Raw genomic sequence first — 12656 nt, forward strand, 5'->3', positions numbered from 1 at the left:
AACATGTTAACTGGTAGTGAATTATCCGCCTCGATAGACAAGCTGTTTGCCCTGCGCAAAGAGATTGTGAACGCGTTTATTGATACATTTATTATGCTTGGCATCTCAACGACGGTGGCCATTGTCATCGGTGGGTTGTTTGGCGTATTTTTGTTTTTATCCAGTGATCGACAGTTTTTGCAAAACAAAACATTGTATGGTCTGCTTGGTGGTATCACCAACTTCATGCGTGCTTTCCCATTTGTCATTTTGATGATTGCCATGAGCCCATTTACGAAGGCTATCGTTGGCACGGGTATTGGACCGATTGCGGCCTCATTGGTACTCGCCATTGCAGGTTCGTTTTATTTTGCCCGTTTGGTCGAGCAAAACTTACGTGAAGTGCCACGCGGTATCATTGAGGCGACCGAGTCTATGGGCGCACGTCCCTTGACTATTATTAAAGTCCTACTCAATGAAGCACGCTCAGGACTGGTATTGTCCGTGACGATTCTCTGTATCAGCCTGCTCTCTTATTCAGCAGCGGCAGGTATGATTGGCGGCGGTGGTCTGGGGGATTTAGCCATTCGTTATGGCTACTATCGTTATCAAACGGAGGTGATGATTTTTATCGTTATTGTCCTATCAATAATGGTCGTCTCCATTCAAGCATCGGGTAATTGGTTGGCTAACCGGTTGGATAAACGATAGAAAAAAAGACTTAGACAGAGTCAATTAACGCTAATATGAATAATACTCAAGGTTTAATGCCGATTCATCCTAAGCAAAATGCTTGACTTTGTTACTGAGACCCTTTAATTTTGATACTAACTTAACAGTCGTTAACTTAGCAGCATTACTATCCCTAATGTTGCTTTTTTAATGGCCAGCGTTTGCCCTCCATCCCATCCCTCTTATTAAGGAAGTTCCATGAAATTAACAGATATCAGCCGTCAGTTAGCGACTGCATTTGCTGCCGTTGGCGTATCAAGCCTAATCTTGGTTGGTTGCAACAACTCATCAGCACCAGAAGCGACTAAAGAGCCTGTTACTGAAGGCTCAACAGCAGAGACTGCCGCTAGCGATATCGATCCTGAGCATACCAAAATCGTCATCGGTACCACCGAAGGTGACTTCGCCGATATGGTGCGTAACCAAGTGAAAAGCTCACTGGAAGCGCAAGGTTACGAAGTTGAGCTGATTGCTTTTACTGACTATGTACGCCCAAACCTTGCCTTGGCTGAAGGTGATTTGGACATCAACATCTTCCAGCATAAGCCTTATCTTGATACCTTCAAAAAAGAAAACAATCTTGATCTGGTAGAAGTTTTCCAAGTACCTACTGCCCCACTTGGCATTTACTCAGGTAAAAAGACCACGCTTGATGATGTCTATAAAGGCATGAGAGTCTCTGCACCAAATGATCCAAGTAACTTTGCTCGTGCGCTGGTGATGATGGATGATCTTGGCTGGATCACGCTAAAAGACAATATTGACCCACTAACGGCATCAAAAACTGACATCGCTGATAACAGCAAATACGACATTGAAATCATTGAGTTAGAAGCCGCTCAATTGCCACGTGCTCGTGATGAAGTCGACTTTGCCGTCATCAATGGCAACTATGCCACGGATGCTGGTATCAAGCTGACTGAAGCGCTATTTCAAGAGCCTAGCTTTGCTTATGTCAACTGGTCAGCCATCAAATCAGCAGATGCTGGCAAAAAATGGGTCGAAGATGTGACCAATGCATATAATTCAGAAGCCTTTAAAAAGTATGCTCATGAAACTTTCCCTGGTTATAAGTACCCAAAAATCTGGGGCTCTGATCACAGTGCGCACACGGATACCGCAACAAAACCTGCACCTGTAGAGGCGGCTGCTCAATAAGCTCTTAAGCCAAAAGCACTTAAATCCAAAATACTTAAATATCGTCTTCGTCCCGATTGTAAACGCCCATTGCTAGATAGTGATGGGCGTTTTTTATGGACTCGATTTTACGATTTTTATTTTTTAACCGCTCGCTGCTGTCTATCAGTTACTAAAAATGACGTTACAGCCTGTTTGTCCTTTGTAGGAAAGCGTCACGTGCCCTTTTACTTGCTGCCAATTTTTTCTATAGTGGGTAAGTTAAATAGAGAGGGTAATCAGAATATTGATGATTTGATGCTCTATCAATAAATACATAAATAAATAACAAGGATAATAAGATGCGTGCTAAAACTTATAATATTCGTACTGCTGGACAAGCAAATATTCCGGTACTAGGGCTTGGCACATGGCAATCGACTGGTCAAGATTGTGTTGATGTCGTCAGCCAAGCGTTGAAAATGGGTTACGAGCACATCGATACCGCTCAAGCTTATGGTAATGAAAAAGAAGTGGGTCAAGGTATCAAACAATCAGGAGTATCTCGTGATAAGTTCTTTTTGACCACAAAGATTTTTCCTGATGACATGAAGTTTGAGCCTGAGGAATTGATTGCCGCCGCCAAACGCTCTTTAGCAGATTTAGATACTGATTATGTTGATTTGCTACTATTGCACTGGCCGGATGACCGTGTTCCTTTATCTGAAACCATTCCTGCCTTGTGCGAACTACAGAAACAAGGTTTGACACGCCATATCGGGGTCTCTAACTTTAATATTGCCAATATCATTGAAGCTGAGAAATATGCTGATGTACCGATTGTGGTCAATCAGGTTGAGTTTCATCCGTTCATCAAGCAAAAAACCTTGCAGACTTTTTTGAACAATCACCACATTCTACTCGAAGCTTATTCACCACTTGCACGCGGGGATGTATTCGATAATGAGATTATTAAAGAAATCGCTGACAAACATAATGTCACGCCAGCACAGATATCATTGGCTTGGATTCTGGCAGACAAGCATCGTATTGCTATCCCAAAGACTGCTAACCCTGATCATTTACAAGGCAACTTAGCCGCAATGAAAGTGCAATTGAGTACCGATGAGTTAGAGCAAATTGGCAAACTTGCCAGTAGTGATGGTCGTAAAATCGAGCATCCAGATTACTCGCCTGAATGGGACGACTAAGTTCTCGTAAAAAACTATCGAAACTTATTAGTACCAAAATTCATGTAAAAAAAGAGCCGCTAATAATATGTTAGCGGCTCTTTTACTATGGTATGGATTATATAACTACTGCTGTAGAGTATCCGTCTCATGCACCTTTTCAGCAGGATTATATTGCTCAGAAGGAGGCACTACACCGCTACGGTTGTTTTCTTTCATTGATTTGGCCACTTCTGGCGGCATGTAGTTTTCATCATGCTTCGCCAATACTTCTCCAGCGACAAAAGTATCACCCTGCATCTTACCTGTCGCGACGACGCCTGAGTTTTCAGCAAATAAATCTGGCAAAATACCTTGATAAGTCACAGGTACGGTCGATTGGAAGTCCGTAATAGCAAACTCAACGTTTAGTGGATTGTCTTCTGCGCGCTGGACACTACCCGCAACGACCATACCGCCTGCTCGAATACGCTTATCTTGTGGTGCTTCACCTTGTGCAATCGCGGTAGCATCAAAGTAGTAATCGGTCTGTTGCCCAATGGCATAAAGAACCAATACCACGGCTATCGCCGCTCCTGCAAGCGTAAACATAACCCACATCAGTTTTTTGCGACGAACTGCGTTCATACCACTACCTCATTGATGAGTCACTGTTTTATAAACTATAGTCAATGCCATACAAATATATAAAACAGAAAAATTTGAAGAAACTATCATTAGAAAAACGTTCTAAAAATGTCTTTCTAATCGTACTCTTCTAATGGCTATATGGTAGCATTTTTCGGACAAATCAATAAGCCCTATAACCTCTGTGGCAGTCACCTCTTTATCAAGTGCTAAGTTACAGATTGAGTGGCTAAAAATTAACGGCTAACGTTAGATAGGACGAACCTACTAGTTAATTAGGCTGCTTGGTGACAGGCATGGTTGTTTTAGCAGTACGCTGTGCTTGCCGCGCTTGCTGAATGGTCAACTGCTTGATTAAAGCCTGTCGTTGTCTACGACTGTAAATAACAAACGCCAGCATCATGCCAACGGTAATTGCCCAGCACGACCAAACAAAAACACCATGCTTACCCATGGCAAGAAACTCAGATACGCTATAAAAGTAAGGCTGCATAATATTTTCCTAGCCGTGATTTTTTTTGGCGACAGTCATGACCATCATTTAGCTTGCCCGCGAATGTATTCTTTGACCCACGCTTTGCCTTGATCACGATACAAGATAAGGGTATTGGTACGATAAATCGCTAATGTTGCCACTAATAAATAACTACCAATAATCATCAGTAATAATGGCATCCACATATCTGCTGACATCTTGGGCGCGGCGGTCAAAGTAAAGGTCGAGCCTTGATGTAAGGTGTTCCACCACTGTACTGAATACTTGATAATGGGCAGATTTACTGCGCCAACAATAGACAAAATGGCGGCGGCTTTACCACGATTGGCAGTATGCTCAAACGCGGCAAATAACGCCATCACGCCCGCATACAGAAACGCCAAAATGAGCATAGAGGTCAAACGTGCATCCCAAACCCAGTAAGTACCCCAAGTGGGTTTCGCCCAAATAGAGCCCGTGATTAAGCTAATCACACAGAGCAAGAATCCTAGCGGAGCAAGCGCCTGTGCCACTAAGCTAGCCGTTTTTATTTTCCAAACTAAAAAAATGACCCCGAGCACTGCTAAGGCAAAATAGATGGAAATAGCGATACTGGCAGCGGGTACGTGAATAAAGATAATGCGGTAGCTATTACCCTGCAGATAATCAGGCGGCGCAAAAGCGAGACCCCAGATACTACCGATCAATAGGCAAATACTGGCTAATATGGCTAACCACTTGACCCAAGGCGAAAAAATGCGAAAAAACTGCTTGGTACCCACAGTGGTCAAAAAGCCTTGCCAGATGCGCTGCCACAAGCTAGGAGATGAGACGTTATTCAAGTTGGGCATGGGAATAAACCTATTGGCACAGCGTATTGGTTGTAACCGATATAGCGCATCATGGGCGCGACTACCTGCTAACCTGCCGGCGTTAAACACTGGATAAAATCTACAAGTGATTGTTTGCTTAGTTAACTGACTATTATAGCAAAATTGCCAGTTTTCAACATGCTGTTAATACAAAGGTTTTTTATAGCGTTTTTTATTACAAACTCTCAATACAGAGAGTTGTACATAACTTATGTCGTTTCTAATTCAGCCACGCCATTTTTAACGTCATGGCAATCACCCATGGCATCACCAAAACCGAGATAATACTGCCTGCTAGTAATAAAGCCAGTATCGGTAAACCATTGAGACCAGTGGCAAATAAATCAACCGCTCCTGTGGCAAAAATCAACACTGGTAACTGCATCGGCAAAGCAATCAAAGGCACCAGCACCGCACCATTCTTTAATGACAGCGTCAAACTACTCGCGACCGCTGACAGCATCAAGAGCATCGGACTGCCCGTCACAATAGAAGCCATCAATATCCACGCCTCAAACCAACTAAGCTGAAACAAAGGCACGGCAAGTAAACTAAGCGCTGCCACAATACCACTACTAAAAATCCAATGGATAACCAAACGAATCAACACCCATAAGGGCAATGATGCTTTGGCAACGACCAATTGCGCCAGCGTGCCATTATCAAGGGCAGGCTTAAACAAACCATCGACACCCATGACCAGTGACAACAAAGCGGCAATCCACACCGCCGATACGCCAAGGCGTTGCAATAGTGCAGGCTCGCTACCCACTGCTAGCGGAAATAAGGTGATAATGACCAAAAACAGCACTAGCGGATAAAGCCACTGCACGGCACCCTGCTGTTTGACTTGCCACTCGCGCCGCCATAATTGCATAAAGCTGATACCGCGCACCGCAGCTAAGTCAGTATTTGAGCTTTTATTCACTGTTTGTACTGGATTGTCTATTTCTATCATTTATTTGCTCTTCTACGGATGCTTGGGACACTTATACTGAGAGTATGCAAACTAGTATTCAAACCATATAATCGGACAAATCGAGCACTTGATTGGCAACACCAACGGCCTGATGACTGGTCATTAATATAGCGCCGCCTTCATGGGCAAAATCGCGCAATCTGTCTTCCATTCGCGCTACCATATCGACATCAAGGGCAGTAAAAGGCTCATCGAGTAGCCATAATGGTGTCACCTCAGGGGTCAATAAATATAACCTTGCAAGGGTGATACGGCGGGTTTGCCCAGCAGATAAATGGCTTGAGCTAATCGTCTCAAAGCCTTGTAATCCTACCCAAGTGAGGGCATCATCAATATCAGTAACGCTTGGGCTAATCCCATATAAATTTAGCAGAAAGGTCAGGTTTTGTGCGACCGTTAGATCTGGATGTATACCCAACTGGTGCGACACATACAAAGGCTGAATAGGTAAATTCGCTACTCCTTGATAATAAACCTCACCGCTTAACACTGGCAATAACCCAGCCAGCTGCATCAGTAAAGTGGTCTTACCAGTACCATTGGCACCAATTAAATGGCAAATGCTACCAGCTGCCAGATTGAGTACAACCCCTTCGCATAGAGGGATTTCGCCGCGCTGAACGGTCAGCTCATCAAGCGCAAGTAAGGCGGTATTCAGAGCTGTCATCAAAACCTCTCATTATTTATTAAGCGGCAATCAATATTCATCACAAACACAGATGACGTTCATGGCATAATACTTTATGCTTACCCCACCCACACAGTATAACAAATTGTCGATTATTATGACCTCAAAACCTATGCAGACTTCAAAAGATAACCAAAATTTAGATATGCCAGCGCTAACCATAGATGGCTTAATCGAGGCACAAGTTGCGTTTATGCAGCAATGGCTACGCATGCAAGCTGAACCGCTGTCTATGCAGGCATGGCAATGGTTTGCTGCACAGCCATTGAATAAATATGTCAGTGCCGATGATTTGCAACAGCTGATTAATGACTGGCTACTCAATCAACCGATGACTGATGTGATACGTAAAGATATTCGCGATATCTTGCATACGATTATTTATCATCCAGTCAATGATAACGTGCCACTGTCTGAGCTGGTGGATGACACTCAAGTTGAAACCCTTGCCAATTATGTGGGTAGCCATGAGCAGCAACGCAATATCTTGATTCATACCCTGGTCGGCAACGAGACTTTTGCCGATTTGCTAACCCAAACGCTATATCACGCCATTAACGACTTTATGGAAACCACGCTGGATAAAGCAGGCGCTGCTGGCAAACTGATGAAATTTGGGCGCAGCTCTTTTGAAAAGGCGACCAATAGAAATCTTGATGAAAAACTGCAGGCGTATTTGCATCGTAATATTAAAGATTTAGCACGCCGCGCAGAAGCCAATGCGCAAGAGCATTTATCAAATGACGAAGTCGCACGATTATTAATCACTGGTTGGGCGCGAATCAAAGACCAGCCTGTCAGTCATCTACAGACTTATCTGCGTGATGAACCTGACAACAGCAGTATCGATCATATCGAGGCCAGCATTCAGCAAAGCTATAACCGCTTGCGCCAGTCGCCTTACTTACACAGCCTTGTGGCAGCGAGCATCGATACTTGGTATGGTAATCATCAGTCAGATACTATTGCGACAGTAGTTTCGAGTCTTCATATTGATGAGCGGGCCATGACTCAATTCAGTACAGCGCTATTACCTATAGTGCACGATGCCATTGAAAGCGAGTGGTTGACGGCACATATTCGTGAAATGTTACAAGCGTTTTATGAGCAACCGAATATCAAAGAAGGTTTAGCACTTAATGCTCAATAATTTACTGTCTTGATGTATTTGTCTCAATTTTCCATCTCATTCATTTATTTGACAGCACCATACTTATGAGTCAACGTAATACACTCAGCTTGTGGCAAAAACTCAAACAGTTACTGACTGGTTCAGCAGTGCAAGCTGATGAAATTGATATGACGCAAACAGAGCCTCATGACATATATAGTAGTGATACAGATGATGAGGATACTAGTGACGCTCATGATAATACCGAAATCGATTCTGAATCTGATGTCAAAAATAATAGCGAACACTCAGAAACTGACGCCTTTAACTCGAGTGCCAGTCAACACGAAACTAGCGACACGCCCATTATCGATTTTCTGAAACAGTACTTTAATGATAAGCAATGGCACTATACTCACTATCGACCCAAAAGCAGTGGCAACAAAAACAATGACCGTCAGCAATCACATCACTTATCGCTTAGAATGCGCAATAAAAGTCTCGATTGCGGCTATTTGTTTCGCGTGCAAGAAAACAACAAGCTGCTGGCAGTCTATGGAATTTTGCCATTTTTAATACCAGAGAGTCATCAAAGCGCGGCGATGCTACTGATTACTCAAATAAATTATGACTTGCTAATCGGCAATCTAGAAATGGATGTCAATGATGGCGAGATACGCTACAAACACGCTATCGATGTCGAAGCGGTAGGCATCGGTAATGATGCTATCGAGCATTTATTACAAAGTGTCATCGCGATGACCACGGTCGCGAATGAGATATTTAGTGATTTGATCGATAATCAAAACCCTGCGGAAGACTTACCGACATTGCTGACCGAGCTACGTCACCAATCAGATTCTAGAACCTTTTTTTTGCCAACGCAATTTGTGCAGTAATGAACTGACTACCATAGCTATCCATAGCTTTTACAATGTCTCATCTGTACCTTACTTTCAAAGCGCTTAAACCTATTTATCCTTAAAATACTTTTCAAAAAAGACATCCTCTAACACTATGCTAAAAATTGCTTACTCTGATATTTTTCGATATTCTGTGCCTGAAAAACACCGCTTTCCTATGCAAAAATACACCATGATTCCCGAGCGGCTATTGGCTGAAGGCACTATCAGTACCGACAACTTTTTTGCCCCTGCACGTTTGAGCGAAGATGAGATTTTGACCACGCATACTGCGGACTACTGGTATCAGCTGAAAACCCAAACGCTACCACGAAAGGAAGCGCGAGCCATTGGCTTTGAAATGACACCTGAGCTGGTAGAACGTGGACGTTATATTGCTCATGCAACTTATGAGTGTGCATTATATGCGCAGCAATATGGCGCGGCGATGAATGTCGCAGGTGGCACGCATCATGCGTTTGCTGATCATGGCGAAGGGTTTTGCGTGTTTAATGATGTCTGTATCGCGAGTAATTTATTATTAAATCGTGGACAAGCGCAAAAGATTTTGGTCGTTGATTTAGACGTCCATCAAGGCAATGGCAATGCCAGTATTATGGCAGGTGAGCCGCGCGTTTTTGTTTTTAGCATGCATGGCGCAAAAAACTATCCATTTCGAAAGCAAGTATCAGATTTGGATATTGAGCTAGACAATGATACTGGCGATGCGGAGTATTTGCAGTCACTAGAGGCGACATTACCACGTTTGATTAGCGACGTTGCACCAGATATGATATTTTATCAATCCGCTGTCGATGTGCTGGCAACTGATAAATTAGGAAAGTTAGGGCTGACGATAGAGGGTTGTAAAGCGCGTGATGAATATGTGTTACGCCAAGCAAAAGCCGCTAAAATTCCTATCGCTATCGTGATGGGTGGTGGCTATTCAGAAGATATCGACGATGTGGTTGAAGCGCACTGTAATACCTTTCGTTTGGCGCAACAGATATTTTTTAATGATAGGGCTAACTAACTATTAGCGGATTAATAATTAGCGAATTAATAGGCGATGCGAAATAACGTCACGAGGCAGTTTTTATATGGCAAAAATCTTGATTGGTATCGGGGTTGTTCTAATTCTTATAGGCGTTATCTGGCTGATATTCCCAAGCGCGTTTTCGTGGATAGGTAATATGCCAGGAGATATTAAACACAAATCAGGCAATACTAGCGTTTATTTCCCGATCGTAACCATGATAGTGATCAGTGTCGTCGTGACTATCGTGTTGAATTTATATAATCGTTAAATAAACCGTTTGTACTAACCTTTTTCAGTAACTACATACTTGTTAACCATTAATATAACAGCAATTAGAAAGACTGATATTGAAAAAGCAAAAATTATATATACTAAACTTTGCACATTTTGGTTATCACTGATTGGAAAATTTAAGTAAAGCCATATTGGCTCAATAAGTCTATTTGATAGAGAAAAAGAAGCTATTAGTCCAAATGTTATAGCGATTAATCTATTCGTAGAATTATTATTAACATTATATAGACGATTGAGCTCATCTAGTCTCAAGTCAAGCCTTTGATTTATTCTAGCTTCTAACTCTGGCACTCCATACTCCTTTAACGACGCATTAATAAGCTCTCTAATCTCGCCATGCCTAGGTGCGTCTTTAATATAGTTTTTGAAATCTAATATTTGGCTCCTTAACTGATTAACAGCCTTCAAATCTTTCGAGTCATTTACTTTTTGAAGTAACATTCTGTTTATCATATAACCATATTCTAAAAATTCATTTATAGCTTGTTGTCCATAAATTAAGCTGCCATTATTAGAATCATTCCATTCTTTCTGCGAATCAACACCTTGTTTAGACCAGACACATAATGAAAAAGAGTCTGACAGAAATATTGAGTAATCATCAAAGTATCTATAGTCTTTGGATAAATACTGTTTGGGATTAGCCTCCTTTTGTATAATGCTCCTTCCCATTATGCACCCTAAACTATGTCCAAAAACATCAATATTCTCTTTAGCTGATGTCCTTTGCCCTTCAAAATTAGTAATAAATGTGTAAGGCCTACCACTCCAAAAATTTCCAGCTTTGATTAATTTCTTTTGTCCGAAAAAGATATAGCTTAGACCTTGTCTGGGATTACTTGCTATATATCCAATTATAGAAAAAATAGTTTGAGCGATAGAGCTTAAATTTTCACGACTATTTTCTAAATTTATCAGTTCAGCTAACTCGAAAACAAAATCACCACTTTCCACACTCTTTTTTACATCCTGAACTGCTCTGCTATGTCGCTTACCTATACCTATTATTTTTAATCTTTGGTGAAATGAGTATTTAAAAGTAGACTCATGATAAGCTTTAGCACCTAAATCTACTATGGTTAATGGCACTTCAACAGATTCAAAACTAACCATGCCTAAATTTAAATCTGAGCTGATAAAATCTGCGTAATGCAACTTTTTTTGAGGTGAGATTTCTCTATATTCGACTATGATCACGCCGTTTATATATAACTTTATTGTTAGGTATAGGTGGTAGTTGACTTGTTTTTCTTCTGAAAATGCTTTGATGAGTCCTACCGATATTCTTATATAATCTGTTAGAAAACTATCTTCAAAAACAATCAATTCATTCATTCTAAATTGAATCGATTGATACCATGACTCTTGAGCATAATCATTTAGTTGATCAAGAATATTATCAGAATCTTGTCCTATCAAGTTTACTTTAGTTCTACCTGACTCAATTCCGTAAATGGTTTCGCCAAACAATACTCTTCCATTCGACTTAAACCAAGTTGTACCATCTCTATGTAGAATACATGGAGCAAAGTCATTACCGACAAGCGCTGCTGCAACTTCGTAAAGGTCTAAATCATTCACATCTAAAAAGCTTGTGTAAGTATGAAAAATGCTCCATTCATCGAGAATTAAGCTTTCTTCATTACTTCTCCGTAGTTTACTACCTAAGGCTCTAATGGAATCTAGATTCATAAATTATTTTAGCCGATAAATATATGTTTATCTAAAGGGAGTATTATTTCAATAAGGAATAAAAAGAACTCTTTACTACAATAACGCCGTAACACCCTGCCAGCCGACACGCAACCCAAGCACCGTGAGAATCAATAAAATGAGCTGACGAAAGCGTGCTTGTGGTAAATAACGACGTAAGCGGATACCAACTAAAAGCGCGGCAATAGATAAAACACTGAGCAAAGTAATCAGCTGCCATTCACCACTGCTGAGCGCCATAATAGGCTCACGTAATACGATAATTTGGGCGATTTTACCCAAAAAATAGCACATGTTACCGACTTTGGCGATGGTATTTTTATCATCGCTGGCAGACAGTAGATACATCATCAATATGGTCGACATAGCATTGGTCGAGCCGCCAATCACCCCTGCACTAAAACCAACGATGATTAACACAGGCTTGGTAGCAGGTAGACGGAGTTGCTTACCAAGCAAGCTGCTTATGACGTAAAAACCAATAACGGCTGCCAATAGTAATAAAATATAGGCGCTATCGACCCATAGTAAGAGCTTCGCGCCTAGAATACTACCGAGTAAGCTGGTCAACGCCAGTAACCAATAGCGCCTGCCGTAATAGATGAAATTTTGCCAGATTGTGCGCCCGCCACCCGCGAGCCAAGTCATGGCATTAAGCAATAATGACGGAAAAATGACCAACACAATGGCATGTGGTAACGGATAGATACTAGCAAGCGCAGTGGTCGTCACCAACGTCACACCCAGCCCACTAATACCGTGTAGCAACGATGCCAGCGCAAAGATTACCATCAATAACAACGTCTGGGTGCTATCGCTATCCATCATATTAGGCATAAACATTAAGACCTAATATCTGGATTAATAGTGACATAACTAGGCATTGTGACCATTGTGGCGTTGCCATATTGTCTCACCAATGATGCCAGCCAACTGCTC

14 protein-coding genes are annotated in these 12656 nt (G+C 41.8%); 7 read left to right on the plus strand and 7 right to left on the minus strand.

Annotation, left to right across the window (positions count from 1 at the left end; translation table 11 throughout):
* The first annotated feature begins 3 nt into the window (after window positions 1–3).
* From B2575_RS05900 to B2575_RS05910, 3 genes are all read left to right on the plus strand, one after another.
* Window positions 4–690 carry a methionine ABC transporter permease gene (locus B2575_RS05900; RefSeq protein ID WP_060491817.1) on the plus strand — a complete coding sequence of 229 codons (687 nt, stop codon included), beginning with the start codon at window positions 4–6 and terminating at the stop codon, window positions 688–690.
* Between the two features lie 219 nt (window positions 691–909).
* Window positions 910–1869, plus strand: a complete 960-nt coding sequence (locus B2575_RS05905; protein ID WP_296240543.1) for a MetQ/NlpA family ABC transporter substrate-binding protein — start codon at window positions 910–912, stop codon at window positions 1867–1869.
* 320 nt (window positions 1870–2189) lie between these two features.
* Complete coding sequence (locus tag B2575_RS05910) at window positions 2190–3038, plus strand: aldo/keto reductase (protein WP_296240544.1); 849 nt, start codon at window positions 2190–2192, stop codon at window positions 3036–3038.
* 105 nt (window positions 3039–3143) lie between these two features.
* Here B2575_RS05910 and ccmE read toward each other — a convergent pair whose 3' ends face one another.
* The 5 genes from ccmE to ccmA form a co-directional block, all read right to left on the minus strand.
* Window positions 3144–3644 carry a cytochrome c maturation protein CcmE gene (ccmE, locus tag B2575_RS05915; protein ID WP_045453493.1) on the minus strand — a complete coding sequence of 167 codons (501 nt, stop codon included), beginning with the start codon at window positions 3642–3644 and terminating at the stop codon, window positions 3144–3146.
* A gap of 271 nt (window positions 3645–3915) precedes the next feature.
* Window positions 3916–4137 carry a heme exporter protein CcmD gene (gene ccmD / locus B2575_RS05920; protein ID WP_045444018.1) on the minus strand — a complete coding sequence of 74 codons (222 nt, stop codon included), beginning with the start codon at window positions 4135–4137 and terminating at the stop codon, window positions 3916–3918.
* Window positions 4138–4181: 44 nt separating this feature from the next.
* The gene (gene ccmC, locus B2575_RS05925; RefSeq protein WP_201582032.1) at window positions 4182–4970 is read right to left on the minus strand and encodes a heme ABC transporter permease CcmC; all 789 of its coding nucleotides are present in this window, start codon (window positions 4968–4970) and stop codon (window positions 4182–4184) included.
* Between the two features lie 241 nt (window positions 4971–5211).
* Window positions 5212–5868 carry a heme exporter protein CcmB gene (locus tag B2575_RS05930; protein ID WP_045444605.1) on the minus strand — a complete coding sequence of 219 codons (657 nt, stop codon included), beginning with the start codon at window positions 5866–5868 and terminating at the stop codon, window positions 5212–5214.
* Window positions 5869–6007: 139 nt separating this feature from the next.
* A complete protein-coding gene (ccmA, locus tag B2575_RS05935) occupies window positions 6008–6637 on the minus strand; it encodes a heme ABC exporter ATP-binding protein CcmA (protein WP_296240546.1) in 630 nt (209 codons plus the stop codon).
* A 133-nt stretch (window positions 6638–6770) separates the two neighbouring features.
* On the opposite strand from ccmA, the gene B2575_RS05940 reads away from it, so the two are divergent.
* The 4 genes from B2575_RS05940 to B2575_RS05955 all read left to right on the plus strand — a co-directional run bounded on the left by B2575_RS05940 (window position 6771) and on the right by B2575_RS05955 (window position 9978).
* Window positions 6771–7808 carry a hypothetical protein gene (locus B2575_RS05940; RefSeq protein WP_296240547.1) on the plus strand — a complete coding sequence of 346 codons (1038 nt, stop codon included), beginning with the start codon at window positions 6771–6773 and terminating at the stop codon, window positions 7806–7808.
* Window positions 7809–7873: 65 nt separating this feature from the next.
* Window positions 7874–8668 carry a YbjN domain-containing protein gene (locus B2575_RS05945; protein ID WP_296240548.1) on the plus strand — a complete coding sequence of 265 codons (795 nt, stop codon included), beginning with the start codon at window positions 7874–7876 and terminating at the stop codon, window positions 8666–8668.
* Between the two features lie 118 nt (window positions 8669–8786).
* Entirely contained in the window at window positions 8787–9704 is a 918-nt protein-coding gene (locus tag B2575_RS05950; protein WP_296240549.1) for a histone deacetylase family protein, read from the plus strand.
* A gap of 67 nt (window positions 9705–9771) precedes the next feature.
* The gene (locus B2575_RS05955) at window positions 9772–9978 is read left to right on the plus strand and encodes a DUF2905 domain-containing protein (RefSeq protein WP_296240550.1); all 207 of its coding nucleotides are present in this window, start codon (window positions 9772–9774) and stop codon (window positions 9976–9978) included.
* A 14-nt stretch (window positions 9979–9992) separates the two neighbouring features.
* Here B2575_RS05955 and B2575_RS05960 read toward each other — a convergent pair whose 3' ends face one another.
* Together B2575_RS05960 and B2575_RS05965 are read right to left on the minus strand one after the other, a co-directional pair.
* Complete coding sequence (locus B2575_RS05960) at window positions 9993–11696, minus strand: hypothetical protein (RefSeq protein ID WP_296240551.1); 1704 nt, start codon at window positions 11694–11696, stop codon at window positions 9993–9995.
* 75 nt (window positions 11697–11771) lie between these two features.
* Complete coding sequence (locus tag B2575_RS05965) at window positions 11772–12554, minus strand: sulfite exporter TauE/SafE family protein (protein ID WP_296240553.1); 783 nt, start codon at window positions 12552–12554, stop codon at window positions 11772–11774.
* Between the last annotated feature and the right edge of the window lie 102 nt (window positions 12555–12656).

It is taken from the genome of Psychrobacter sp. UBA6739 (genome assembly GCF_002453835.1).
In the GTDB taxonomy this organism is placed as follows: domain Bacteria; phylum Pseudomonadota; class Gammaproteobacteria; order Pseudomonadales; family Moraxellaceae; genus Psychrobacter; species Psychrobacter immobilis_A.